Raw genomic sequence first — 24,559 nt, forward strand, 5'->3', positions numbered from 1 at the left:
AACCACGGCTTGCGGCGTTCATTGCCCACCATCAAGCAGATGGAGAGCAACGATGAAGTTGGTCACATGTTTCTTCGCGCTCGCGCTCGCCTCGGCCAGCACGGTTGCATTTGCACAAGACGGCGGTGGTGGCGGCGCGGGTGGCGGCGGCGCGGGTGGCGCCGGCGCAGGATCGTCCGCGGGCGCTTCGGGTTCGACCGGCAGCATGGGCACGGGCAGCGGCACTGCGACCGGCACCGGCAATCCGGCGACCGGCAACCTGTCGGGTCAGAGCGGCACCACCGGCATGAATTCCGGCAATTCCCTGAATGCCAATCCCGGCGTCAATGCCAACCCCGGCACCAATGCCAACCCGGGCGTCAACCCGAACGCGGGCTGCACGGGCACGTCCAACAGGACGACGACGGGCACCAAGACGACGAACCCTTGCTGAGAAGGCGTCGCGATTGAGAGCGGCCCCGCGACCAGCGGGCTGCGCCGCATGCCAAAGAAAATCGGGGCCGGCCATCTGCCGGCCCCGATCGATTCGTCACTTCGTGTCAGTCGCGATCGTGACCGTGATCGTGGTCATGATCAAAGTCGTGACCATGGTCGAAATCGAACATGTCGAACAGATCGCCGATCGCCGGCATGTTGACGGGAACGTAGGGATTGTCGTCGTCCGAGCGCGGATTGGGCAGGTTGTCGCGGCTGCGCGCCGTCAGCTTGCCGAGGTACCAGTTGCGTTCGACGAATTTCACGAACGAGGAATGCTCGTTGTAGACATGGCTGACATGGCCGCCGCGTGAGAACCGCGACACCGCGATCATCGGAATGCGCGGGCCGGTGCCGAAGAAGTCCACGGGCTGGATGAAACCGGAGTCGTAGTAGCCGCCACCCTCGTCCACCGTCACGAAGATCGCCGTGGATTCCCACTGCTCCCGATTGCTCTTAGCGAGTTCGATGATGTTCTTGGCAAAGGCCTCGAACAGATCGAACTTCGACGAGGCCGGATGACCGTCCATCGCGCCGTCGGGCTTGACATAGGAGACGGCCGGTAGCGTGCCTTTCTTCAGATCATCGAACAGGTCGGTGACATCGCGCATGTGATCGGCGCGCATTGCCGGATAGTTCAGCTGATACTCGAACGGATTGCAGATGTCGCAATAAAGTCCGTCGAGCGGAGCGCCGGTGCCGGACACGTTGTAGCCGCCACCATAATACTTCCATGGGATGTTCTTGGCGCTGAGGAGATCGCCGATCGAGGTCATCGTGACCGTCGGCACTGAACCCGCGCCGGCGGGGGTGCCCTGCGGCGTCCAGGCCGGGCCGATATTGACGGCGGGATAAAAATGGCCCGCATCGCACTTGGTCTGCAACCTGTAGGGCAGCTTGCCGAGGTAATCCAGGATCGCTTTCATGCCCGGCGCCGTCGAATCGGAGCAGTTGAACCACTGCTTGCGCGACGTATAGAGGTTGAGCGTGTTCGGTTGCGGGTCGGGATTGTAGATGGTGCTGGCCGGCGGCGCGATCGCGATGCCGTGGCCGTCGCTGTAGAAGATCTGATCGGCGAAGCCGAGCGGCATGCTGTCGGCCCAAGTCCCGCCCATGACCGGCTGATGATAGTTGTCGCTGATGGTGTAGGTGTCGGCGAGCGACTTGAAGAAGGGCACGTCGCCCCGCTGCATGTTGAAGAACGCCATGGTCTGGCCGGTGTCGTGCGGCGTGCCGCCCGGGGGCGTCGAAAAGGTCGTGGTCACGGCCGACTGCAGATCGTGCAGGCAGCCGGTCGGATTGCGGCGGCTGACATGATTGCTGTCGATGGCACAATCCATCTGCTGATACATCTGGAAGAACTGATGGATGGTGTCGCCGGTATAGGCGTCATAGGGCATGGTCGGTCCGGTCAACTGAAACGGGCCGGGCGGCAGCGTGTTGACATTGGTGATGCGGGTGTCCGGTCCGACGCTGTTCGGCAGGCCCGTTCCGCCCGTGCCGAACAGAAACTGATCCGCGGCCGGCAGGCCGGGATCGCCGCCGGGCAGACCGAGAATGGCAGCCGCGGGGGGATTTTGCACGCCCGCCAGGTCCGGCGCGGGCAGTGTCGCGTACAGCGTCTTGTTGGCCGGACCGGCGCTGATGAAAAACTTGCCGCCATTCGGCGCCGAAACGATCTGGAACTGGTGCGCGCGGTCGAAATTCTCGTTCGGCGAGCCATCGGCCTTCACGATCCGCTCGGAGAGCAGATTGAGCACATGCTCGTCGTCCGACTTCGGCCGGTAGGTCGCAAACAGATGATCAAAGCTACGGTTCTCGCCGACGATGATGATGACATGTTTGATCCGGGAGGCGGTCCTGATGCGTTCAACCGCATTCTGCGAGGCACTTCCCTCTTCCGCACGAACGGCATGTGACAGCGCGAGGGTGACGACCGATGCACCCAGCAGCAATCGGCCAAGCCTCCGCGCGAGCGAAGCTTTCCACATAGCTCTCTCCTGTTGGATTTTTGGAAATGAACAGCAACAGGAGCGTGCTTAGTGCGAGTCGATGACGCGCAATTCAGCGCTTGCGTAACAGTTCGGAGACAACGAAGCGACAGGACGGTGGCAGACCGATCGGACGGTAATTATTCCGGATCGCCGTGAACACGAAATCGCGAGCGCGCTCACACAAGCTCCGACTCCGGAATTTCGTGCGCGAGGCGCGTTCGCAGCGGCGCGAGATTTTTGGCATGATGCCGCCACCTGCCCAGGGACGACGTATAGATCGGACGCCGCACCTGCACCGCGCTCGCGGTCGCCGACGGCGCCGGGCTTTCATGAAAGCGCAGCACCTCGTCGGCCCAGGGCAGTCCGAGAAAATCGATGATCGTTCGGCTCGACGTTTCCGGCTCGCGCACGACATCCTCGTAGTTTACGATCATCAGCGCGTGTGGCGGCAAGGTCGCCTGCCAATGTTGCGAGAGGCGGCGATAGGCCAGAATGGTGTCCGCCAGTTCGACCTGATCGTAGGCGAACGGAAACTTGCCCTGGAAATGCGCCTTGTAGATCGCCCAGCCGGCGTCGAGCGGATGACGCTGCACCAGGATGATTTTTGCAGCCGGCAGCGCCACGTGGATCAGCCCGCAATGGAGATAGTTCTCCAGCGTCTTGTCGAGAAAGCGCGCATTCGGCGGCAGGCGGAATGCGGCGGCGTCGATATATCGCTTGCCGAGCCGTGCCGGATCGGCCGCACCGGCCTGCCCCGCGATGGCGCGGGCGAGTTCGGAAGCGAATGCGCCGGTTTCGCCGACCGAACTCATCGCCGGGTGGCTCGCGATGATGCGCTCGACCAGCGTCGTGCCGGTGCGCGGCAGGCCGGTCACGAACACCGGGGCCGCGGCGGCGTGGCCTGAAGGCGCGGAGGCGATCCAGTCCCGCGTGTGCAGGCGGATGATCCGGTCGATCTCGGCCGCCATATTGGGACGATCAGGCGCCATGAGGTGGAGCTGCAAGTCGCACCCGGCCTGCACATGCGCGAAGGCGCGCTCCCAAAGCTCCAGATCCTCGCATTCCTTGCCGAGCGCAAAGCGCAGCAGGATCTCGCTCGGCCGCGCCAGCTTTGCGTCGCGGATCAGCGCCTCCATCTCCTCGACATGGTTGCGGTCGGCGCTCTGGACCCGCAGGTCCGAGCGCAGATAATGCGCAAGCGCATAATGCGGATCGCGCGCGATGGCGGCATCGCAATGCGTTTCAGCATCGCCGAGCGCACCGATCATGCGTTCTGTCGCCGCCAGATTGAACAGATATTGCGGCACGTCAGGGCATAGCTCGACCGCGCGGACGAAGAATTCGCCGGCCCTGCGGTGCAGTCCGAGCAGGCCGAACATCGCCCCGAGCGCGTCGAGCGCGTCAGGCGCGGCGCCGACGTGCTTCGCGGCAGCTTCCGTGGCCGACAACGCCTCGCGGCTGTCGCCGCTGAGGAAAAGGCATTTGGCGCGAAGAATGAGCGGCATGGCTTGGCGCGGCGCAAGCCTGACCGCGCGGCCTGCGCAGACGATCGCGGCATCGTACCGGCCGCGCCGCAGGGCCGTCTCGGTCAGGAGACACCACGCCGCCCAATCGTCGGCGCTATCCGCGAGAATTTCCGCGCAGATGCGCTCGGTCGCGGCAATGTCTCCCGCGCCGAACGCGCGCCGGGCTGCGTCGATGCCTGGCGGCTGACGGTGTGGAACGGTTGTTCTCAATCAACAGGCTCCTTCCGAAAAGGAGAACGATCGCTTCCCCCCCGGCTCGTCATGGACGGGGCTTGTCCCGGCCATTCACGTCTTTGAAGCACCAAAGAAGAAAAACGTGGATGCCCGACACAAGGCCGGGCATGACGACGGAGGAAATTCAGCGCCCCGGAGCCAAAGCCCCGATGCGCAATGTGCGCGCGATCAGTCGTGATCGTGGTCGTGACCGCCGTGGCGGTCGAAGTCGAAGCTCGCGAAGAGATCGCCAAGCGCCGGACGGTTGAGCGGCACGTAGGGGTTCTCGTTCGACGTCTTCGGGTTAGGCAGATTATCGCGGCTGCGATCCGAGATTTTTGGCAGGTCCCAGTTCCGCTCGATGAACTTCACGATCGAGGCGTGATCGGTATATTCGTGCGACACGCGCCCGCCCCGTGAATATTTCGAGACCACGATCATCGGAATACGCGTGCCGTCACCGAAATAGTCGAGCGGCTGCACGTAGCCCGAATCGTAATAGCCGCCGCCTTCGTCGGTCGTGACCAGGATCGCGGTGGACTCCCAAAGCTCCTCGTTCGACTGTACCTGTTCGATGATCTTGCGCGAGAAGGCTTCGAACAGCGAGAATTTCGATGACGCCGGGTGGCCGTCGTTGAAGGTCGACGGCTTGACCCACGATACCGCCGGCAGGTTGCCGCTGGCGATGGCATCGTAGAGATCATTGGTGTCCTTCAGGTGAGCATCGCGCTGGTCGGCGTGCGTCATGATCGACGCCGAGTACAGGAAGGGATTGCAGATATTGCAGTAGAGATAGGCGACCGGATCGAGCGCGCCGAAATTCGTGCCCTCACCCGGCGCGGTCTTGAAGTCGTTCCAGCGCTCGCCGAAATAGGCCCAGGACACCTGGGCGCCGTTCAGCACGTCGCCGATATGCTTCTGCTTGATGACCGGCGGTAGCGTGAACGGGCCATTGTTGATCGGGTCGGTCTGGCCGCTGCCGATATAGGCGGGCACGTAGTTGTTCAACAGATAATAATGGTCCGGCGCGCAGTTCGGCGAGACGTGCAGCGCGCCCAGATAGGAGACGATCGTCGCCACGCCTGGCTGCATCGAGTCGGAGCAGTTGGTGTAGCTGCCGCCGCCGTAGCCGTCATTGGTGTACCAGTTGTTGGTTTCCGGTGCCGGGTTCGGATTCTCGACCTCATCGACATAGGCGGGCGGATTGGAGCCCGGCACCAGCACATGGTTCGGCGTCGCCGGATTGCCGTTGGCGTCGGAATACCACAGCGCGTCGGCATAGCCGAACATCATCTGGTTGGCAAACGTGCCGCCCATGATCGGCTGGTGATAATTGTCGAGCAGCGTGTATTCGCGGGCAAGCTTGACGAAATAAGGCGCATCACCTTTCGCGACGTTGTAGAAGCCCATCGCGATGTTGCCTTCCTTGAGCAGAGGCGACGGGGCGGGCGACGGGAACGGCTTGCCGTTGCTGCCCGAAGAGACGGTCTCCTCGACCCACGGGAACAGGTCGGCTTGGCATCCGCTGGCATTCTGCCGCGACACCTTGACGGCGTCGCAGTCGAGCTGCTGCCACATCTGGTAGAAGCGATGCACGGGGCTGCCGCCATAGGTGTCGTAGAGGCTCGCGCCCTGCGCCGTCACCAGCGGATAAGGTCCGTTCGGCAGGTTGGCAGCGTTTTGGATGCGCGTGTCCGGCGAGTTGCCGGCAATGCCCGTCGCCCCCTCGGTCAAGAGCGGCAGATCCTGCGTGCGCAGGCTGAAATGGACGCCATTGTCGTCACTCTCGGCCTGCTTGGCGAGATCGAGCGTGGCCATGCAGCCCGGACCATTGAGCGCCGCAGTGTCGACCGCGCCATAGCAGGTCTGCGGCGCATAGGAGGTTCCGGGCGTCTGCAGCTTGTTGCTGGTGGTGTTGTAGGGCGTCTTGTTGCCGGGATGATTGGAATAGAAATTGGTGTCTTCGGCGGCGAACTGCGCGGCCTTCGCATAGTTCGGTCCCGGGGTGCCGTCGATGTTGATGATGCCCTTGGAGAGCAGGTTGTCGACCTGCTCGCCGTAACGCGGCACATAGGTCGCGAACACATGGTCGAAGGTGCGGTTCTCGCCCATGATGATGATGACGTGCTTGATCGGGGTGTCGGCCTTGCGGTCGCCCGCGTGCGAGCCACCCAGCGTGGCCTCGGACGCGTAAGCATCGCAGCCCATCAGCGAGAGAATGGCGGCGGTGACCACGGTGCGATCGCGCAGTCGTTGCGTCAGCTGCTTGAGCATCATGTCCTCATGATGAGATGAAAATGAAAATCGAAGCGACTTGATGTCGCGCCAGAACCTAAGCGGCCGACATGACAGGTTTGCTTCAGGATCGTGTCATTGCGCATGAGACCACAAAAGATGCGCGAAAAAATCGATCGAGGTATCGGCGGGAACCGGCTTTGGATCGTCCGGCCGTTCGCCTTGCGGAACGCCGTCTCAGATTTCAACGCAGCGTCACAGCGGTGCCGTGGTATAGGCTTCCGGCAGTAATGATGACGCCACGCAATCGCTTCCGGGCGAACTTCGGATTCGGGACAGTGGGCATATTTGGGTTATATGACGACGCGTCACTCTTCAGCCTGTCCATCTCACAGCCATGATCGCCGTCGCCTTCCTCGTCCTGCTTGCGCTTGCGAGCCTGCTGCTCGCGTGGATCGATCTGCGCCGCGGCATCATTCCCGACTGGCTCAATCTGGCAATCGCCGTTCTGGGTCTCGCCAGGATCGTGATCCTCGAGGACTGGGTCTTGGCGCTCAGCGCGGCCGCCGAGGGCATCCTGACCGGCGCGATCGTCTGGCTGCTGCGGTGGCTGTATTTTCGGCTGCGACAGCGCCAGGGCCTCGGGCTCGGCGATGTCAAGCTGCTCGCCGCCTCCGCGATCTGGGTCGGCATCGCCGGCATCCCGATGCTGCTGCTGGTCGCCTCGCTCGCAGCGCTCGCGGCCGCGGGCGTTCTGCATCTGGCGGGCGCGAAGATGACGCGGCAGACGGCGCTTCCGTTCGGCCCGTTTCTCGCGTTCGGGCAGCTCGCCACACTCGCCCTTCAGCAAACCGGCTGGATGGTCTATTGACGACGGTTGCCGCGACGCGGCGGATCGGGGGACTGCTCGCTCTCATCGACTTGCGCACGCAACGAACTTGTCGGCGACGCGCCGGCCGTGCCGGGCTGGGGAAGGCTCAGGATCTCCGTCTGCTGGTCACGCTGCAGGATCACCTCGCGGCCCTGCACCGCGCGCAGTCGCCAGCCCTGAAAATCCTCGCCGATCTTCAGGCGCAGCGCCGCCCTGCTTGCCTGGTCAATGAAGATTCCAAAACTTTCATCTCCACTCGAGATCGTGCCCACCAGTGCGAGCGGCGGCCGCTCGACCCGGGGCTTTGGCGGAGGCGGCGCCGCCTTCACCAGCGCGACCGGCGCGACGGCGGGCGGAGGCGGCCGGCGCGAGACCGAAAAGATCGGCCGCTCGCGTGTGTTCGACAGTGTCGCAAGCGGGATCGCCCATAGCGGATTGGCGCTCAGCGCGCGTTCCGGTGGTGCAGGCGCCGATACCGGCGCCTGCACCGCGACCGCCGCCGGCTGATCCCACAATGACGGCGCCGTTGGCGTATCGGCGCGCCGCGGCGGGTCGATGTCATGACCGCTGTCGTCGATTGAAAAGGCCGAGGTCGAGGCTGGCACAGCGAATGCGGACAACAGCAGCACCGCAAGCGTCCTGGCGTGTTTCAGCATCGTCCCGAGCCCGCTCATTTTGCCCCCTGCCATTGGCCGGAGACCGCGATCAGGACGCGCAGCTTGCCCTCACCGCCCGCTGACGCGCCGGCCGGCGCCTGCACGGAGAGTTGGTCGACAAACAGGAACGGCATGCCGGCCTCGACGTCATAGAGCAGCTTCTGCAGGCCGGGCTGATCGATCTCGCAGTTCGCGATGACCGTGACGAAGCCTGCCTTGGCTTGCGTGCCCTGCAGATCGATCTGCGAGGACAGTACATTCCCGCCAAGCCTGGTGACCGCGGTGGACACGCGCTGCAACAGCGCCGCGCCGGCGACGGTGACGGTGGCGCCATCCAAAAATGGCGAGCCGGCGGGCCCCTGAATGTCCACGGCCGACCCATGTGACGCCGTGGTCTTGCGGCCTTCGAACTGCTCCAGCATGGCCCTTGCCGCCGCGACCTCGGCGCGCTTGCCGAGCATGTCGGCAAGCGCGCCTCCGATCACGAACAGCGCCAGCAGCATGACGCAGGCGTAGGCTGCCGCGGCCGGCAGCGGCTTGCCCAAGGCCTTTTGCAGTGTGGCGGCCTGATTCATGAACCTGATCCGAAATAGGGTGTGACATGGGCTTCGACATGGAAGCGCTCGCCGGGATCCTCCGGCGCGCGCGTCGTCGGAGCAAAGAATGTCGCGCGGGTGAACTGCGGTGACTGTTCGATCAGCCGGATCAGTGCGGGTGCATCCTGCGTCAGACCGGCCACCTGCATCTTGTCGCCCTCGATGCGCAGCTCCGTCACATAGGTGCTGTCCGGCAGCACGCGCGAGATGCCCTCGAGCACCATGACGCTCGACGGCGAGGTCTGCTTGCGCCGGGCGAGCAGCGTTTCGGCCGATCCGCTTCCCGGATTGAGCCGAAGCGCCGCGCGACGCTGCGCGATCCGCCGGCCCAGCTCCTGCTGTTCGGCCTCGAGCGAGCCGACCACATAGCTCGAGATTGCAAACGACAGCAGCGCCGCGGCGCAGCTGCCGAGCAGCGCGACGCGCAGCAGGCGTGGCGCATCGATCATGGAGGCGCCCGTCAGCCGCCGCTCGAACAGCGTGACCCGGTCCGTTCCGCTGGCTGCATCGACCGGCACGACCTGTCCGACGACAGACGCCGCACCGAGATTCTGCGCGAGCTTGACGAGTGGCTCGATCGTCTGCTTCGAGGTGGCCGCCAGCGTCAGGGCGATGCGGTCGCCCGCGACCGGCGCAGGCGCTGTCATGCCGAACACGGCGTCGTTTGCCGTCCACGGCGTCAAGCGGTCGATCTGGGCACGGATCATGCCGCCCAGAAAATCAGCCGCCTGTTTCGGGAAATCGACGGCGCGAAACAGCACCTGGTCCGGCCGCATCAGGATGTCGATGCGGCTGCCGCGGAACGCGGCGCGCCACTCCGCGCCGGGGGCCGGCTCGACGCGATCATGATCGAGCCTGAACGCAAGCTGTGGCAGCGTCGCCCCCTTTCGCAGCGCGCCCGCGCGCGCCGTGAAGGCGCCCGCTTCATGCTCGACGAGGACGATCCGCCGCTGCGGCGCGATTCGCGCCGTCACGGCATCGAGCGCGGCCGCGACGCCAGACATCCACACCGCGAACAGGTCTTTCAGTTCCGACATCATGTCCTGTCAAAACTCCCTTGAAGCGCGCCGGAGCCTCGGCACGTCGTTCTGCCATGACAGAACCCGGTAAGGGTCCTCTTCTTTTTCGTTGCCGAGACGGATCACGATTTCGGACATCGTCTGCCGCCCGTTCGGAAAGCGCAACCGGACCTCGATCCGGTAGGCGCGGCTCTGCTGCGCGGACGCGCTGGCGGCGGCCGGGCCGAGCGCGGCGGCGATGGCCGCCTTGTCGTTCGCGAGCGCGCCTCGACCGTCCAGAAACTGCTTCAGGAGCAGCGGCGTCATGCCGGGGAGTGCCGCGATCACCTCGGGCGCTGCGGTCAGGGCATCGACGCCAGCTGCACCGCTGAACACGGTGAGATGGGGCAGCGCCCGCGCCACCAGCGCCGGCGGCAGGCCGAGCACGAGCGCAAGCTCGTTGACATGGGCGAACGGCGCCTGGCGCGGCGAATAGGCCCGGCCTGCCGCCCGATAGAGCGCGTCCTCTTTTCCTTTGTCGTCCTCCATCGCCTTGGTGCGCCAGGCGATGATGCGCTCGGCATATTCGCGCGCGTCCTCCGCCGATGCACCGAGCACGGTCAAAAGGCCGGCGATCAGCTCCTTCGGCGCCGCATTGAGATCGATACGCGCCGCTTCCGACACGAAGCTGACGGCGAGATCCATGTCGCTCAGGCGGGCGTGAAACGATCCGCGCGCCGGCCGCGCCTTCTCGCCTGTGAGCTGCAGTTGATAGGCGGTCAGTTCGACGCCGGCGGACACCAGGCCTTCGGCCTGCACCGCCTCGTCAGCAACCGAGAGCGCGCGCGCCGAGTTCGACAGATAGACCGAGAAGACCGTCACCAGCGCGGCCAACGCGGCAAGCAGCCAAAGCACCGCGACAATGACGAAGCCGCGATTGGATGATGCGCGGGACGCGGAGAATCTTGTCATCCGTTTGCCCCCGGCTTTGCGGGCGCGGCCGGGGTGTCGCCCTTGCCACTGTCCTTCGTGTCGCCCTTTGCATCGTCATCGGATTTGGCGGCACCCGCGGCCGCATCGACATGGACCGTCGCCACCGTCGACACCGAGAGGACCCGTCCGCTGCCCGCCTCCCGGACGGTGAGCCTGACCAGTGCCGGCAGCATCTCCATGTCGTGCCAGGCGTCGTGGAACACGTGGTCCGGACCGGCATAGGACAGCGACAGGCGCAGCGGCGATCGCAGCAGAACCACGGGATCGGCGACGTGAATCTCCGACGGCGCGACGCCGGGCGATAGCGGTGCGAATGGCGCGCGCGAGCGCACCGTGATGAACTGGCCCTTGTCGGCGTTTTCGCCGATCCGCACCACGTCCAGCCCGATGCCGACATTGGGACCGAGCGCGGTGCGCACGAACGTCACCGCAAGCGCCGAGCCGTCGAACAGCGGCTTCTTGCTGTTGCCGCTGGCCGGCACATATTCGGCGGCCGCGAGATCGGCGGCGACCCGCTGCATCGCGATGCCCAAAATCTCGCTGCGCTGGATGCGGTCGATGCCGCGATTCCAGTTCGGCAGCCATTGCGCGGTCAAGGTCGCGAGGGCGGACAATACGAGACCGGTCAGCGCCAGCGCGATCAGCGCCTCGATCAGCGTAAAGCCCCGCTCGCCAGCTCGCCCGATGGCCATCGTGGTCATTGCCGAGGCCTTTGCATCAGGCGGACGGTCTCGAGCTCGACGCTCGCGCCGGAGGCGGCGCGTACCCGGACCTTCACCAGCTCGGGAATCCAGGCCACATCCGCATGCTCAACGATCCAGTCGCCGCCGACCGGACCGATGTCGATCCGCCAGCGAAAGTCGTGCAGCTGCCCGGAGAGTACGCCGGGCCGCAGCTCCTTGCGCGGCGGCACTTCGCTCGCGAGCACGCTCTGTGCGGTCTGCATCAGCGCGACATGGCTTTCCAGCGTCCGCACACCGCGCGCATTGGTCGACATGACAGAGCCGATCGCGACGACCGCCACCGCCACGATCGCGAGCGCGATCAGGACTTCCAGAACCGTGAAGCCGGCCTCACATCGGTCAGTTGGCGAATGGCGCGCGGGAGACAATTTCGATCCTTCCGGTCAGCCAGTTGACGCGAATCTCGTAGGTCTGATCCAGCCGTGTCAGCGCGATCGCGCCGCCGCACGACATGCCGTCGGCGAAGAAGCTGATGGTCGACAGCGCCGCGTATTGCCGACAGGTTTTTGGCAGCAACGCATCGAAGCGCACGTCCTCGGGAATGCGAAGCGCCTGCGCCGTCGCGCCCGAGCGGATGGCGCGCGCATGTGCATCAACCAGCGTCGCGACGTCGGCGTGACGGCGGATCGCGATGTCGCGATCGGTCTTCAGCACCGTCGCCGCCTCCAGCGCATAGGCCTGCAGCTGCGCACGCGAGGTGTGGCGGGCAAGCGCCGGCAGCAGCACGGCCGCCAGCACGGCGATGAGCGCGATGATGCACACCATCTCCAACAGCGTGAAGCCCTGCTGGCTGGACCTCGTCATCTACTCGTTTCGCGCGCTCGTCATGGTGTCGAGCGAGATGTCGGCGGCGGTGCCGCTGCCGCCTTCCTGCCCGTCCGACCCCAGGGAAATGATGTCATAGGCGCCGTGCTCGCCGGGCGCGCGATAGATGTAGGGATGGCTCCAGGGATCGTTGGGAACGGCGCCGCCCTTCAGATAAGGCCCGTTCCAGGCGGCCACCCCGGGAGCCGGGCGCACCAGCGCGGCGAGGCCCTCCGCGCTCGACGGATAGCGGCCGGCGTCCAGATTGAAGAGATCCAGCGCGCTGGCAAAGCTCTGCATCTGGATCTTGGCCGCCTTGACCTTCGACTCGCTCAGATAGTTGAGCACGCGCGGGCCCACCAAGCCCATGATCAGACCGATGATGGTGATCACCACCAGCATCTCGACCAGCGTGAAGCCGAGCTCGCCGCCTCTGCCTTGCCGGCGATGCATGTCCCTTTTTGTTAGAGCTTCTTTTCGCATGACGACCTCCGATTATCCGACGAGCTGGGTGACCGAGAGCAGCGCGGTCATGACCGAGACGATCAGGCCGCCGACCACGGTCGAGATGGAGATGATGGCGAGCGGCCCGATGATGCCGACGACGCGATCGAGCCTGCGCTGCAGCTTGGCCTCGTAGAATTCGGCGACCCGGCCCGCGAGCACGGGCAGTTGCCCGGTCTCCTCGCCTAATCTGAGCATGCGCACCGCCATCGGCGGCAGGCTGTTGGTAGCCGACAGGCCTTCCGACAGCTTGCCGCCATGCCGCACGCGATCGGCGGCGACCGACCAGGTTTGCGCGTCACCGGTGACCGCCATGATGTCGACCAGGATGCGCAGCGTCGCCGTCAGATTGACCCCGCTCGACAGCAGCACGCCGAGATTCCGGCAGAACAGGCTGGTCCGGTAGAAGCGGAAGATACCGGAGATGCCGGGCAGCCGCGCGATCGCGCCGATCAGGGCGGCCCGCGCGCCGCGCTGGCGCAAGGTGAACCAGATCGCGGCAATCAGGGCGGCGGCCGCGAGCGAGAGCGTCGTTGCATTGCCGCGCATGAGCTCCGACAGCTGGATGAAGAAGCTCAGCGCGGTATCGGACTTGCCGCCAAAATCCTGCAGCACGGAGGAGAATTGCGGCAGCACGAACAGGATGAAGAACAGCATCACACAGAGCGCCGCGACCAGCACGAAGGCGGGATATTGCATGGCATCCGACAGTTTGCGGCGCATCTGCTCGGCCCGTTCGCGCTCGCTCCCGAGGAGTTCCAGCACCTGGTCGAGCGTGCCGGAGACCTCGCCGACCCTGACCAGCGCGACATACATCGGCGGAAACAGCAGGGGATGGCCGCCGACTGCCTCGGCAAAGCTTTCCCCGGTCAGCAGCGCGGCACGCAATTTGGCGACCACAGGGCGCAGGCGGCCGACATCGGCATCGCTTGCAAGCAGCTCGAGCGCATCGTCAAGCCGCGCGCCGGCCTTGAGCAGCAGCGCGAGATCGCGCGTGAACGTCGTGACTTCTGCGGCGCTCGGCTGGTTGAAGAAGCCGAAGCTGGCGCCCGCCGCGGCGGCGCGTTTCTCCTCGACGGTTTCGATCGGCAGCAGCCGCAGATATTCGATGCGGGCGGCGACCTCGTGCTCGGTCGGCGCCGAGAGCGTGCCCTGGACGATCTCGCCGGTCTGGGTCAGGGCCCTGTAGCGAAATGTCGGCACGTGTCACCTCTAGCGGGCGGTGGTGACGCGGAGGATTTCCGCGGGACTGGTGAGGCCGGCCCGGCACTTGGCAAGCCCGTCATCGAGCATTGTGGTCATGCCGCCGCGGATCGCGGTTTGGTCGACCTTCAGTCCATCGGTCTTTTCACCGATCAGTTCGCGCAGCGCGTTGTCCAGTTCGAGCACCTCGAACACGCCGATCCGGCCGCGATAGCCCGTGCCGCCGCAACGCTCGCAGCCGCAGGGCTGATGGATGGTCTCCCCGATCCGGAAGCCAAGGGAGGCAAGGCGCGGATCCTCGGCCATATCGGCCTCGTCGAGCACCCTCGCAGACTTGCAGCGTTCGCAGAGCTGGCGCACCAGCCGCTGCGCGATGACGGCGCGCAAGGTCGAGCGCAACAGATAGGCCTCGACGCCGAGATCGAGCAGCCGCGGCAGGGCGGCGGCCGCAGTCTCGGTGTGCAGCGTGGTCAGCACGAGATGCCCGGTCAGCGCGGCATGCACGGCAACATGGGCGGTCTCGGCATCTCGGACCTCGCCGACCATGATGACGTCGGGGTCCTGGCGGACGAAGGAGCGCAGCGCGCTCGCAAAGGTGAGACCGATGGCCGGCTTGACCTGCGACTGGTTGACCCCGGCAATCTCGTATTCGACCGGATCCTCGATCGTGAGAATCTTTCGGGTCGGCTCGTTCAGGATCGACAGGATCGTCGCCAAAGTGGTGGTCTTGCCGCTGCCGGTCGGCCCGGTGATCACGATCATGCCGTGCGGCAGTTTCAAGAGACGCCGCAGCTTGGCTTCGTCGGTCCGCGCGAAGCCGAGCCTGTCGACGACCAGCAGGCCGCGATCCTTCGGCAGGATGCGGATGACGGCGGATTCGCCATGCTGGGTCGGCATGATCGCGACGCGGATGTCGATGTCGGTGCGGCCGGCGTGCAGGCGCGCCGCGCCATCCTGCGGCAGGCGGCGCTCGGCGATGTTGAGGCTTGCGATGATCTTGATGCGCGAGATGACCGCCTGCGGCAGCACGCCGGCCGGGGACGCGACCGGCCGCAGCAGGCCGTCGATCCGCATGCGAACGACGAGGCCTGACGCAAACGGCTCGACATGGATGTCGCTGGCGCGCAGTTCGACAGCCTTTTCCAGGAGATCGTTGACCGCGCGCACGACGGGCGCGCCGCTCGCGAGGTCGCGCAGGCTCTCGATATCGTCCTCGCGCAGCTGTGCGGGCCCGTCCGCATCGCGCTGTCCATCGACCTGGTCGGTCACGAGGCGCTGGTCCAGCACGATGGCGAGTTCGTCGAACGCGGCGATCCGGATTTCGATATCTGCGCCAAGCACGATTTCCGCCGCACGCCTGGCCGCCAGGTCTGTCGGATCGGCAATGGCGAGGATGGCGCGACGATCCTCGGACTGGTAGGGAAAGACCAGCGTCTCGCGCAGAAAGCGCTGCGAGAAGGCGGCGATCAGCGGCGTCGCCGCCAGCATCTCTTGCAGTGCAACACGTTCGCTGTGGAAAAAGCGGGCACCCTCGTCGGCAAATTCGCCCGGCGACAGCGTAGTCATTTCCCAGAGCTTGGCGAGCGGGGCCTGTTGCGGGCTGCGCGGGCCGCTGCCCTGCGGCTGGTCGGCGATGCCGGAATCGGTAACCTGGGAGGCTTCCGTGGGCTTCAGATGCCCGGCCTGGCGAAGATACTCTATGAACTGCAATGGCTGGCCGGTCATGCTTCGTTCCAGTCGCAGCGTTTCAATTGAACCGATGATGCGGTGGCCGCCCGGACCAATGGTCTGGTGCTAGTTTGGCGCATCTGACATTCGCTACATCATGTCCGCAGGTTCTGATAGCAAACGTCAGATCAAAGCCATACTAGAATCTTGATTTTGCTAGTGTCCTTCGGTTCTGACATCCGCGAATGAGCCCGCGGCGGGATAATACGAATGTCGGGACCGGGACACCAGCCTTATCGATCCGAAATGTGACACCGCTACGAAGACGGCAGTGCAGCAAACGACCATTGCCGAAAGGTCACACTTGTCTGTCATTAAGTCATCAAGCACGCCAGCTAATTGTTGTTGTCATGTTCCCCGGCTACTGATGCAACCTTGTGCGGATCGCCATCGTGCAGGATTCGCAATCGACATTGTTGAGTTGAATCGGGGAAGAGATGGTGCGTGTCGGCAGTCAGCGCCGGCCTATTGCGACCGTACCTGGACTTTGTGCGATCGCGGCGGCGCTTTGCGCGATCAGCCTCTTGGCATCTTGCAACTCCGCGACATTTGGGACCACCGGAAACACGGCTCCCGCCGATATCGACGTGCTCGACAAGGTGCGTTCGCTGGACATCATGCCCCGCCAGGCACAGGGCGTGAACGGCTCACAGCCCGGGATGAACGGCCGAAGCCAGGCTGCCGTGTATGAAGGAACCGTCGTAGCGGACGTTCCCGATGCGCGGGTGCAGCGCACATCGAGCGGCAACGGCTACGATCTCAATTTCGAGAACACGCCGGTCGCGACCGTTGCCAAGGTGGTACTCGGCGACATCATGAACACCGGCTACACCATCGATCCGCGGGTGCAGGGCACGGTCAGCCTGGTCTCGGTGCGGCCGGTCGCCAAATCCGACATCATTTTCGTGCTCGAGAGCGCCCTCAGGCTGAGTGGCGTGGTGCTGGTGCGCGACGTCAGCGGTTATCGCCTGTCGCCGCTCGGCGATGCCATCGGCTCCGGCCGGGTCGATGCGAACGCAGGGAGTCCGGAACCCGGCTACGGCGTCTCCATCGTGCCGCTGCAATATGTGTCGGCGCAGACCATTTTGAAACTGCTCGATTCCTTTGCGACCAGGCCGGGCAGCGTGCGCGCCGACACGACGCGCAATCTGCTCATGATCCAGGGCACCGGCACCGAGCGGCAGTCGGCGGTCGAAACCGTGATGAGCTTCGATGTCGACTGGATGCGCGGCCAGTCCGTCGGCATCTACCCGCTCGCCAACTCGGCGCCCGAACCGATCATCTCCGAACTGGAAAAGATCATGGACTCCGGTGAAAGCGGCCTCAGCCAGAATCTCGTCAAGCTGCAGGCCATCGCCCGGCTGAATGCCATCCTGGTGGTCAGCCGCAAGCCGGCGCTGCTGCAGACCGCCGCGACCTGGATCAGGCGGCTCGACCGAGGTGACATGGCGCGCAACACCGTTCACGTCTACCATGTCCGCTTTGGCGAAGCGCGCCAGATGGCCCGGGTCCTGACCGACATGTTCATCGGCGGATCACAATCCTCGCTCGACAATGCCGACAACGAGATTGCGCCTGGATCCGGCTCGTCGGCGACATCGAGCGTTGCCGACCGGCTGTCGCTGAATACGAACAACTCCTCCGCCGGTGGCAATTCGCAGTCTTCACCAGGCAGCTTTGCCTCGCGCTTTCAATCCGCTACGGGCGGCGGCACATCGGGGTTTGGCCAATCGTCGCAAACGGCCCAAACCGCCGCCGGATCGCAATCGGCGGCGGGCGGCGCGCTCGACAGCCGCTCCGCTGGCGGAGGCGGCCAGCCGCCGATGCAGGGCGTGCGCATCACGCCGGATACCGTCAACAACACGCTGCTGATCTATGCGGACCAGGGCAACTATCGGATCATCGAGGCTACGCTGCAGCAGATCGACCGGCCGCAATTGCAGGTCGCGATCGATGCGACGATCGCCGAGGTGACGCTCACCAACGAATTGAGCTATGGCGTGCAGGCGTTCCTGACCAGCAAGAATCTTGGCCTGAAGCCGGACCAGGGCTCGATCCTCAATACGCAGTCGACGGCGCCGCCGGCCACAACCACCACGACGGTCAACAATGTCGCGACCACGGTGACCAGCGCCTTCATCAACCGCGCCTTTCCGGGATTCAATTTCCTGATCGGCTCGGAGGCGCAGCCGAGCGCGATCCTGGATGCCCTCCACACCGTCACCAGCGTCAAGGTGCTGTCCAACCCATCCCTGGTGGTGATCAACAACCAGGTCGCGACGCTGCAGGTCGGCGACGTCGTCCCGGTCTCCACCGGCAGCGCCACGGTGCTCACCACCAGCAACACCGTCGTCAACACCATCGATTACCGCAACACCGGCATCATCCTGCGCGTGTCGCCGCGCATCAATGCCAACGGCAATGTCCGGCTGGAGGTCGAGCAGGAGATCAGCAACGTCTCGCCGCAGACAGCTGCTTCGCTGACGCCGACGGTTTCGGAACGGCGGGTGAAAAGCTCGATTTCCATCGCCAACGGCCAGACCGTGCTGCTGGCCGGCCTGATCAGCGAACAGCAAAATGGCGCGCGCAACGGCATTCCCGTGCTCGACGAGATCCAGGGGCTGGGCGACGCCTTCTCGCATCAGGACAAGAAGGGCACGCGGACCGAATTGATCATCTTCATTCGTCCGCAGATCATCCGCGACGGCAGCGATGCCCATCACGTCGCCGAAGAGCTGCGGTCGAAACTGCGTGGCAACGTGGGGGCAAGCACCGATGATCTCGTGGTTCACACGACGCGGTGACGGCGTCGCCGCAGGCGCGTCACACCATTTGATAGCGGCGGATGCGCACTGGCGCGTCTGGCTTACGGTCGCGCTGCTCGCAGTATGCTGCGTCGGACAGCCGGCGCCCGCGCGTGCGGACGCGGTCGCGCGCGCCAACGCCGCCTATGCCCGCGGCGACTTCATCCAGGCGGTCAACCTGTTGACGCCGCCGGCACTGCATGGAAACGCGCGGGCGCAGGCGTTTCTCGGCTTTCTGTATGAGAACGGCTACGGCGCGCCGCAGGCCTATGTCGCTGCCGCAGATCTTTATATGCAGGCGGCGGTCAGCGGTAATCCGTTCGCTCAGTGCATGCTCGGGCTGATGTACGACAAAGGGCATGGCGTGCCGCAGGATTTCGTGCTGGCCTATAAATGGCTCGATCTCGCCGCGGCGCGGGCTTCGCTGCGGGAGCGCGATTATTTCTTGCGCCTGCGCAATGCCGTGGCCTCAAAGATGTCGCCGGCGCAGATCGGCGAAGGACAGCATCTCGCGCTTAGCTGGGCACCGGGCCGATTCTAAATTCATTGCCCGGCACGACAATGTCACGGCGTGCCGCGACATTCATGTGCGTTCCGGTCAGACGTCACGCCAGCGTCAACGTAGCGCAACACGCCGCACCGTAATCTCTCCATGTCGGACATTTCAGTCTTCACCAGCCGACGTCGGGAGAACATGATGACAAGATTGAAAGCTCAAATGCGGGCGCCGATCTCCGTTGCGCTCGGCCTGTTCTTTCTCGGTACCGCCTCGCAATCGGCATCGGCCGCCTGCCAGTTGCATTCGCCGGACGGCCGGATCAAGCATGTGATCAATATCGTTTTCGACAACGTGCATCTGCGGCGTGACAATCCGAACGTTCCCTCCGACCTCGAACAGATGCCGAACCTGCTCAACTTCCTGCAGAGCAACGGCGTCGTCAGCGGCAACAACCATACGCCGCTGATCTCGCACACCGCGCACGACATCGTCACCGGTCTGACCGGCGTCTATGGCGACCGCAACGGTATTCCCGTCGCCAACTCCTACGGCTTCTTCAAGCCGGACGGCAGCGTCGGCTTCTCGAGCTCCTTCCTGTACTGGACCGCGCTCGGCGGCGACGGCAAACCGGAAATGCTCAACGAACTGGGCAAGACCGCGCCCGCGCCATGGGTGCCCTATACCCGCGCCGGCTGTGACGTCGGCGCGTTCTCCGTCGCCAATATCGAGTTCGAGCGCGTGCCGGACGACGTGACAACATTCTATGGCGCGGGCAGCCCTCAGGACCTCGCGGTGCGGGCGGACCTCGCCTCGTCGAGCCCGGCCACCCGCCAGCAGGCGACCACCGACTATCTCGGCATCGCCATCCATTGCGCCGTCGGCAGCAAGCTCTGCCAAAACGGCTTTGCCGCAAATGATCCCCTGCCCGACGAGCCCAACGGCTATGTCGGCTTCAAGGGCCTGTTCGGCAACATCAACGTGCAGCCGGTGATCTCGCCATCCGGTCCGGTGAAGGATCTTGATGGCAACGTGATTGCCGACCAGTTCGGCCATCCCGGCTTCCCGAACGGTTTTAGCCCGCTGGCGACGCAATCGCTCGGCTATGCCGCGACCATGCTCGAATCCGGCGTGCCGGTGGTGTATTTCTACATCGCCGACGCGCATGACAACCGCTCCGCCCCCGGCACCTTCGGCCCCGGCGAGGCCGGCTACGTCGCGCAGCTCAAGCAGTACGACATCGCGTTCGGAAAATTCTTCGAGCGCCTCGCCAAGGACGGCATCACCAAGGACAATACGCTGTTCACGGTGGTGCCCGACGAGAACGATCATTTCGTCGGCAGCGCTCCGACGCCGGCCAATTGCGACGGCATCAAGGTGCCCTGCACCTATGCAAAGGTCGGCGAGGTCAACGCCCAAATCGATCGTCTCTTGATCACGCAGCGCGCCAACACGACACCGTTCGCGATCCACACCGATGACGCGCCGACCTTCTATCTCACCGGCAATCCAGCGCCAACCGCCGCCGTCACCCGCACGATGGAGCACGATCTGGATGCGCTGGTCGCGACCAACCCGATCACCGGCAATACCGACAAGCTGTCGGCGCTGCTGGCCGATCAGGCCGAGATGAAGCTGCTGCACATGGTCACCACGAGCGCCGCACGCACGCCGACGCTGACCATGTTCGGCAACGAAAATTACTTCTTCGTAACCGTCAGCAAGCCGCCTGCGACGGCTTGCGCGGTTCAGTCCGACTGCGTCTTCGTCGGCTCCGGCTTTGCCTGGAATCACGGCGACTTCCAAAGGGACATCACGCGGACCTGGGTCGCGATGGTCGGCCCCGGCGTGAAACAGCTCGGGCGCAATGATGAGGTGTTCACCGATCATGCCGACGTGCGGCCGACGGTCATGGCGCTGCTCGGCCTCTCCGACGACTATCTGCATGAGGGCCGCGTGGTCGCCGAATGGATCAATGAGCGCGCGCTGCCGGACGGCATCCGTGATGCCCGGGAAAACTTCATCGAGCTCGCGCAGGCCTACAAGCAGCTTAATGCCCCGCTCGGCCGGCTCGGCCGCGCGAGCCTCGTCTGGTCGAATCGCTCCGTGATCGCGACCGACAAGGTCTATGCGCGCTATCTGAAGGAGATCGGCGACGTCACTGAGGATCGCGACGAACTCGCGGGCCAGATCAAGACGGTGCTCGACAACGCGGCATTCCATCATCGTCCGGTCGACGAACGGGCCGAAGACGGGCTTGGCGATCGCGCGAAAAGGCTGATCGACCACGTCGAGGATCGCGCCGAACGCGATCGCGACTGATTTCACGCGCCGCAATAGATCGTCCAACAGGCAGACCCGCCGGCTCAACCGGCGGGACTTGTCCAACTTGGGCTCAGGATCGGGCTGTTCAACCCGCAGGTCCGATCCGAGCCAGCGACGCCGAGATCAGCGTTTGCCTGTGCAACGAGGGATAGACCGTCTCGCGGACGAGCGTCAGCGTGTCGATGTCGGCGCGGAGTTCCAGCCGCAACGGCGCCACGGTCTCGGGCAGATCGCGCCTGATGCCGCTTGGGTCCGCGTAGCGACAGAGTGTGACGTGGATGGTGTCGTAGACCAGCGATTGCTTTGCGCCGGGCGGTAGCACGAGCCGCGAAAACACTCGGCGCGCGCGTGCGACCGATGGCTGGTCATCGGCCAGCACGACGATTGCGCGCTCGGTAACGCGTATTGTCCGGAAACGAAGCTGGAACGCCGGCACCTCCAGTTGGATGCGCCTGACGGCCTCCTCGGCCTGCGATCGCATGCTGCGCCAATAGCGGTCCTTGTCGAAAGACAGGTCGCGGGGAGAAACCAGCGAATAGCAAGTCACGTGAAGGCTTTCCGCGGGAGCAACCCACAATCCGGACACCACGGTCTGTCGAAGCCGGCGCGAGAATTCCGCCAATGCGCCGCGGACCGCTGCCGGCAATGCGAACTGGGCCTGATAGGACAGGCATGATTGCTCCAGAAGCTCATCGCGCTGCGGATTGAATCCCGTCATCCCTCCCCCTCGCGCTGATCGCGGACCTTACAGCCTTGCATGTCAATCCCCCATCCCTGATCAGCGCGAAAGCGGCTTTTGCCTTGCCGCGCCGCCATGCGGCGGCCCCTTCGCGGCGGCTGCCCGGCCGTCGCAGGACAATCAGGGATCGAGAAACTTGCTTCAACAGGTACCTTGCTATACAGTGTACCTTGCTATATAAGGTAAGGCGAAGAGCCAGCGGGCTGTGCGCGTTGATGACGGACTCGGCGAACCAGATTCAGCTCAAGAAAGGCGCGCTCGAACTGTGCGTGCTCGCCCTCCTGGCGCGGCGCGAGAGCTACGCCTATGAGATCGCGAGCACGCTTGCGGCCGGCGTCGGCATGAGCGAAGGCACGATCTATCCCCTTATGCGTCGCATGCAGGACGACGGGCTGGTGGATACCCGCCTCGCCGAATCGAGCAGCGGCCCGCCGCGAAAATACTATCGCCTCACGCCGGCCGGCCGCTCGGCCTTCGCGGCGCAGAAGCGCGAATGGCGAAGTTTTACGGATGCCGTCGATCAGTTGCTGGGAGACCGCTGAATGAACCGCGTCGCCTTCTTGACCATTCTCAATGACGGGCTTGCCGGGCTTCCCGCCGACGAGATCGACGACATCCTCGCCGACTACATGTCGTATTTCGATGAAGCCGAGGCCTCCGGCCGAAGCGAGGCGGAGGTCGCTGCCGCGCTCGGCGATCCCCGGCGGCTGGCGCGGGAACTGCGCGCCGAAACCGGGCTGCGCCGCTGGGAAAATCGCCGCAGCCTCGGCAATTCCGCAGCCGCCCTGCTGGCGCTCGGCGGATTGGCCGCGGTCGACTTTCTGTTTCTGCTGCCGGTGCTGTTCACGGTGACGCTGATCATGCTGGTGATCGGTCTCGTCGTCGTCGTGCTCGGCATCGTCGGCATCGGCTTGCTGCTCAGTCTCCTAAAACTCGGGCACTTCGCCTCGATCGCCGCAATCGTGCTGCGTGCGGTGGCGGGCATCGGGCTGATCGCCGGCAGTGTCGGCGGCGGCGCGCTGCTGCTGCTGGGGCTCAACGGCGCGGTGAAGATGCTCGGCAATTACGCCCGGCTGCATTACCGGCTGCTCAAGCCGGAACAGGACCAGATTTAACAGGGATCAGAGGTGCGCCATGAACAGACGTCTCATAGGGATTGCGGCGGTGTCGCTGAGCATTGCGGCGGCGTGCGGGATATTCACGGTTCTGACGTCGGCAACGGACTGGATCAACGGCGACTACCGATCCTGGGCCGCTCCGCTCCGAACCTGCGCATCGGCGAAAAAAGCCGGCGCGGGCGAGCACCGCACCGTCGATCTCGATTGGCTCGGCAGCAACGCCGTCAAGATCAAGATTCCGGCGCAGGTGCGTTACCAGCCGGGACCCAAGGCAGAGGCAAGCGTCAGCGGTGACGCCGACCTGGTCAGCCATGTGCGCCTGCGCGATGGCACGCTGGAGTGGGACACGGTGGAATGGGACCGCCTGGTCGACTGTTTCCCGGCGGGCGATCTCGTGATCCAGTTCTCCGGCCCCGCGGTCACGGCATGGACGCTGAACGGATCGGGTGAACTCGACCTCTCCGACGTCAAGCAGGATGTGCTGCGCATCACCATGCATGGCAGCGGCATCGTGACGGCAAGCGGCGAGGTTCGCGAGGCGTCGCTCGAGGCATCCGGCTCCGGCCTTGCCCACCTCGGCCGGCTCGTCACCCAGCAGACCATCGCGAAAATCCACGGCAGCGGCGCTCTCGACCTCGCCGACATCAAGCAGGACGTGCTGCGCCTCACGATGCATGGCAGCGGCGTCGTCACCGCCAGCGGAGCGGCCAAAGAAGTATCGCTCGAGTCCGCTGGCTCCGGCCGCGCCGACCTCGGCCGGCTGATCACCGAACGCGCCAGCGCGCAGGTTTACGGCAGCAGCGACGTCGACCTCGCGCCGCGCCAGGATGCCGATATCTCCGTCTTCGGAAGTTCGGTGGTGAAACTGCACGGCGCGGCGGCGGCGCGGATCAATTCGCGCGTGTTGGGTTCAGGTCAGATCAAGCAGATGCCGTAGGCTCTTTGCAGTCGAGCAACCTTGCGCAACAGGGAGGAGAAGTCGATGTACGCTTCCAACCACGTCTGCCGATTCCTTTCCGTCATCGGCTTCTGCCTCACGGCGACGCTGGCATCGGCCGCCGGGCTGATGGGGATCGATATTCCGGCCGACGCCGAAGGTCCGGCCATTCACGGCGTGGTGTGGTCACCCTGCACTGAGCCGCCGGGAGAGTTTCATGCCGACAATTTCATCGTGCCGGCCGTGCCGGGCTGCCCGCTCGCGGGAGACCATCTGCCGCTGATCGCTTTTTCCCATGGGCAAGGCGCTGGCCTTCTCATCAATCACGACACCGCCGAGGCCCTCGCCGATCACGGCTTCATTGTCGGAGCGATCAATCACCCCGGCGATTACGTGCAGGATCTGAGCCATACCGACGACCTCTCGGGCTTCAACGAGCGGCCCACCGACATCAAGCGCCTGATCGACTTCATGCTCGGTGCGTCGCCGTTCGCCGCGAGAATCGATCAGGAGAGAATCGGCTTCTTTGGCTACTCGCGCGGCGCCTATGCCGGGCTTGTGCTGATCGGCGCCAATCCGGATTGGGCCGGAGCGGCCTCGAA

General features: G+C 64.7%; 23 protein-coding genes. 9 read left to right on the forward strand and 14 right to left on the reverse strand.

The annotated features are described in order from the left end of the window. The first annotated feature begins 52 nt into the window (after positions 1 to 52). Positions 53 to 433 carry a hypothetical protein gene (locus tag JOZ76_RS14005; protein WP_291699220.1) on the forward strand — a complete coding sequence of 127 codons (381 nt, stop codon included), beginning with the start codon at positions 53 to 55 and terminating at the stop codon, positions 431 to 433. Positions 434 to 539: 106 nt separating this feature from the next. Here JOZ76_RS14005 and JOZ76_RS14010 read toward each other — a convergent pair whose 3' ends face one another. The 3 genes from JOZ76_RS14010 to JOZ76_RS14020 all read right to left on the reverse strand — a co-directional run bounded on the left by JOZ76_RS14010 (position 540) and on the right by JOZ76_RS14020 (position 6,481). Then, a complete protein-coding gene (locus JOZ76_RS14010; protein ID WP_291699221.1) occupies positions 540 to 2,465 on the reverse strand; it encodes an alkaline phosphatase family protein in 1,926 nt (641 codons plus the stop codon). 179 nt (positions 2,466 to 2,644) lie between these two features. Then, the gene (locus tag JOZ76_RS14015) at positions 2,645 to 4,204 is read right to left on the reverse strand and encodes a tetratricopeptide repeat-containing sulfotransferase family protein (protein WP_291699222.1); all 1,560 of its coding nucleotides are present in this window, start codon (positions 4,202 to 4,204) and stop codon (positions 2,645 to 2,647) included. Between the two features lie 192 nt (positions 4,205 to 4,396). Further along, positions 4,397 to 6,481: an alkaline phosphatase family protein gene (locus JOZ76_RS14020; protein WP_291699223.1), complete on the reverse strand. Its 2,085-nt coding sequence runs from the start codon at positions 6,479 to 6,481 to the stop codon at positions 4,397 to 4,399. Positions 6,482 to 6,839: 358 nt separating this feature from the next. On the opposite strand from JOZ76_RS14020, the gene JOZ76_RS14025 reads away from it, so the two are divergent. Then, positions 6,840 to 7,313: a prepilin peptidase gene (locus tag JOZ76_RS14025; protein WP_291699224.1), complete on the forward strand. Its 474-nt coding sequence runs from the start codon at positions 6,840 to 6,842 to the stop codon at positions 7,311 to 7,313. Here the strand turns inward: JOZ76_RS14025 and JOZ76_RS14030 are convergent. From JOZ76_RS14030 to JOZ76_RS14075, 10 genes are read right to left on the reverse strand one after another with little or no spacing between them, the layout of a single operon-like run. Beyond that, positions 7,307 to 7,987, reverse strand: a complete 681-nt coding sequence (locus tag JOZ76_RS14030) for a hypothetical protein (protein WP_291699225.1) — start codon at positions 7,985 to 7,987, stop codon at positions 7,307 to 7,309. The genes JOZ76_RS14025 and JOZ76_RS14030 overlap by 7 nt on opposite strands. Then, the gene (gene gspM / locus JOZ76_RS14035; protein ID WP_291699226.1) at positions 7,984 to 8,544 is read right to left on the reverse strand and encodes a type II secretion system protein GspM; all 561 of its coding nucleotides are present in this window, start codon (positions 8,542 to 8,544) and stop codon (positions 7,984 to 7,986) included. The genes JOZ76_RS14030 and gspM overlap by 4 nt, the downstream gene beginning before the upstream one ends. After that, a complete protein-coding gene (locus JOZ76_RS14040; RefSeq protein ID WP_291699227.1) occupies positions 8,541 to 9,605 on the reverse strand; it encodes a PilN domain-containing protein in 1,065 nt (354 codons plus the stop codon). The genes gspM and JOZ76_RS14040 overlap by 4 nt, the downstream gene beginning before the upstream one ends. A gap of 6 nt (positions 9,606 to 9,611) precedes the next feature. After that, entirely contained in the window at positions 9,612 to 10,535 is a 924-nt protein-coding gene (locus JOZ76_RS14045; RefSeq protein ID WP_291699228.1) for a general secretion pathway protein GspK, read from the reverse strand. After that, positions 10,532 to 11,257, reverse strand: a complete 726-nt coding sequence (locus JOZ76_RS14050) for a PulJ/GspJ family protein (RefSeq protein ID WP_291699229.1) — start codon at positions 11,255 to 11,257, stop codon at positions 10,532 to 10,534. Before JOZ76_RS14050 ends, JOZ76_RS14045 begins: the two co-directional genes overlap by 4 nt. Beyond that, positions 11,254 to 11,667 (reverse strand): prepilin-type N-terminal cleavage/methylation domain-containing protein, encoded by a 414-nt coding sequence (locus JOZ76_RS14055; protein ID WP_291699230.1) that lies wholly within the window; start codon positions 11,665 to 11,667, stop codon positions 11,254 to 11,256. The genes JOZ76_RS14050 and JOZ76_RS14055 overlap by 4 nt, the downstream gene beginning before the upstream one ends. After that, on the reverse strand, positions 11,639 to 12,103 hold the full coding sequence (locus JOZ76_RS14060; protein WP_291699231.1) for a prepilin-type N-terminal cleavage/methylation domain-containing protein: 465 nt from the start codon (positions 12,101 to 12,103) through the stop codon (positions 11,639 to 11,641). The genes JOZ76_RS14055 and JOZ76_RS14060 overlap by 29 nt, the downstream gene beginning before the upstream one ends. After that, positions 12,104 to 12,586 (reverse strand): type II secretion system major pseudopilin GspG, encoded by a 483-nt coding sequence (gene gspG / locus JOZ76_RS14065; protein ID WP_441300030.1) that lies wholly within the window; start codon positions 12,584 to 12,586, stop codon positions 12,104 to 12,106. Positions 12,587 to 12,598: 12 nt separating this feature from the next. Next, the gene (locus tag JOZ76_RS14070) at positions 12,599 to 13,810 is read right to left on the reverse strand and encodes a type II secretion system F family protein (RefSeq protein WP_291699232.1); all 1,212 of its coding nucleotides are present in this window, start codon (positions 13,808 to 13,810) and stop codon (positions 12,599 to 12,601) included. 9 nt (positions 13,811 to 13,819) lie between these two features. After that, positions 13,820 to 15,535 carry a GspE/PulE family protein gene (locus JOZ76_RS14075; protein WP_291699233.1) on the reverse strand — a complete coding sequence of 572 codons (1,716 nt, stop codon included), beginning with the start codon at positions 15,533 to 15,535 and terminating at the stop codon, positions 13,820 to 13,822. 440 nt (positions 15,536 to 15,975) lie between these two features. On the opposite strand from JOZ76_RS14075, the gene gspD reads away from it, so the two are divergent. The 3 genes from gspD to JOZ76_RS14090 all read left to right on the forward strand — a co-directional run bounded on the left by gspD (position 15,976) and on the right by JOZ76_RS14090 (position 21,160). After that, entirely contained in the window at positions 15,976 to 18,342 is a 2,367-nt protein-coding gene (gene gspD / locus JOZ76_RS14080) for a type II secretion system secretin GspD (protein WP_291699234.1), read from the forward strand. A 73-nt stretch (positions 18,343 to 18,415) separates the two neighbouring features. Next, positions 18,416 to 18,883 carry a tetratricopeptide repeat protein gene (locus tag JOZ76_RS14085; protein ID WP_291699243.1) on the forward strand — a complete coding sequence of 156 codons (468 nt, stop codon included), beginning with the start codon at positions 18,416 to 18,418 and terminating at the stop codon, positions 18,881 to 18,883. 156 nt (positions 18,884 to 19,039) lie between these two features. Continuing rightward, a complete protein-coding gene (locus JOZ76_RS14090) occupies positions 19,040 to 21,160 on the forward strand; it encodes a hypothetical protein (RefSeq protein WP_291699235.1) in 2,121 nt (706 codons plus the stop codon). A gap of 88 nt (positions 21,161 to 21,248) precedes the next feature. On the opposite strand, the gene JOZ76_RS14095 is transcribed toward JOZ76_RS14090, so the two are convergent. Then, positions 21,249 to 21,881 carry a 2'-5' RNA ligase family protein gene (locus JOZ76_RS14095; protein WP_291699236.1) on the reverse strand — a complete coding sequence of 211 codons (633 nt, stop codon included), beginning with the start codon at positions 21,879 to 21,881 and terminating at the stop codon, positions 21,249 to 21,251. Positions 21,882 to 22,117: 236 nt separating this feature from the next. Here JOZ76_RS14095 and JOZ76_RS14100 point away from each other — a divergent pair, with 236 nt between their 5' ends. The 4 genes from JOZ76_RS14100 to JOZ76_RS14115 all read left to right on the forward strand — a co-directional run. Continuing rightward, positions 22,118 to 22,444 (forward strand): PadR family transcriptional regulator, encoded by a 327-nt coding sequence (locus JOZ76_RS14100; protein WP_291699237.1) that lies wholly within the window; start codon positions 22,118 to 22,120, stop codon positions 22,442 to 22,444. Beyond that, positions 22,445 to 23,017 (forward strand): DUF1700 domain-containing protein, encoded by a 573-nt coding sequence (locus JOZ76_RS14105; RefSeq protein ID WP_291699238.1) that lies wholly within the window; start codon positions 22,445 to 22,447, stop codon positions 23,015 to 23,017. A 19-nt stretch (positions 23,018 to 23,036) separates the two neighbouring features. Further along, positions 23,037 to 23,957 (forward strand): GIN domain-containing protein, encoded by a 921-nt coding sequence (locus JOZ76_RS14110; RefSeq protein WP_291699239.1) that lies wholly within the window; start codon positions 23,037 to 23,039, stop codon positions 23,955 to 23,957. Positions 23,958 to 24,002: 45 nt separating this feature from the next. Beyond that, on the forward strand, positions 24,003 to 24,559 hold a 557-nt coding region (locus JOZ76_RS14115; RefSeq protein ID WP_441300031.1), incomplete at its 3' end, for an alpha/beta hydrolase family protein.

Origin of the sequence: Bradyrhizobium sp. (assembly GCF_019244115.1) — a bacterium.
In the GTDB taxonomy this organism is placed as follows: Bacteria; Pseudomonadota; Alphaproteobacteria; order Rhizobiales; family Xanthobacteraceae; genus Bradyrhizobium.

Bases quoted from the DNA above. Each gene is read 5' to 3' on its own strand.
- JOZ76_RS14005 (WP_291699220.1), top strand. From the start codon at position 53: ATGAAGTTGGTCACATGTTTCTTCGCGCTCGCGCTCGCCTCGGCCAGC.
- JOZ76_RS14010 (WP_291699221.1), bottom strand. From the start codon at position 2,465: ATGTGGAAAGCTTCGCTCGCGCGGAGGCTTGGCCGATTGCTGCTGGGT.
- JOZ76_RS14020 (WP_291699223.1), bottom strand. From the start codon at position 6,481: ATGCTCAAGCAGCTGACGCAACGACTGCGCGATCGCACCGTGGTCACC.
- JOZ76_RS14025 (WP_291699224.1), top strand. From the start codon at position 6,840: ATGATCGCCGTCGCCTTCCTCGTCCTGCTTGCGCTTGCGAGCCTGCTG.
- JOZ76_RS14030 (WP_291699225.1), bottom strand. From the start codon at position 7,987: ATGAGCGGGCTCGGGACGATGCTGAAACACGCCAGGACGCTTGCGGTG.
- gspM (WP_291699226.1), bottom strand. From the start codon at position 8,544: ATGAATCAGGCCGCCACACTGCAAAAGGCCTTGGGCAAGCCGCTGCCG.
- JOZ76_RS14040 (WP_291699227.1), bottom strand. From the start codon at position 9,605: ATGATGTCGGAACTGAAAGACCTGTTCGCGGTGTGGATGTCTGGCGTC.
- JOZ76_RS14045 (WP_291699228.1), bottom strand. From the start codon at position 10,535: ATGACAAGATTCTCCGCGTCCCGCGCATCATCCAATCGCGGCTTCGTC.
- JOZ76_RS14050 (WP_291699229.1), bottom strand. From the start codon at position 11,257: ATGACCACGATGGCCATCGGGCGAGCTGGCGAGCGGGGCTTTACGCTG.
- JOZ76_RS14060 (WP_291699231.1), bottom strand. From the start codon at position 12,103: ATGACGAGGTCCAGCCAGCAGGGCTTCACGCTGTTGGAGATGGTGTGC.
- gspG (WP_441300030.1), bottom strand. From the start codon at position 12,586: ATGCGAAAAGAAGCTCTAACAAAAAGGGACATGCATCGCCGGCAAGGC.
- JOZ76_RS14075 (WP_291699233.1), bottom strand. From the start codon at position 15,535: ATGACCGGCCAGCCATTGCAGTTCATAGAGTATCTTCGCCAGGCCGGG.
- gspD (WP_291699234.1), top strand. From the start codon at position 15,976: ATGGTGCGTGTCGGCAGTCAGCGCCGGCCTATTGCGACCGTACCTGGA.
- JOZ76_RS14090 (WP_291699235.1), top strand. From the start codon at position 19,040: ATGACAAGATTGAAAGCTCAAATGCGGGCGCCGATCTCCGTTGCGCTC.
- JOZ76_RS14095 (WP_291699236.1), bottom strand. From the start codon at position 21,881: ATGACGGGATTCAATCCGCAGCGCGATGAGCTTCTGGAGCAATCATGC.
- JOZ76_RS14100 (WP_291699237.1), top strand. From the start codon at position 22,118: ATGACGGACTCGGCGAACCAGATTCAGCTCAAGAAAGGCGCGCTCGAA.
- JOZ76_RS14105 (WP_291699238.1), top strand. From the start codon at position 22,445: ATGAACCGCGTCGCCTTCTTGACCATTCTCAATGACGGGCTTGCCGGG.
- JOZ76_RS14110 (WP_291699239.1), top strand. From the start codon at position 23,037: ATGAACAGACGTCTCATAGGGATTGCGGCGGTGTCGCTGAGCATTGCG.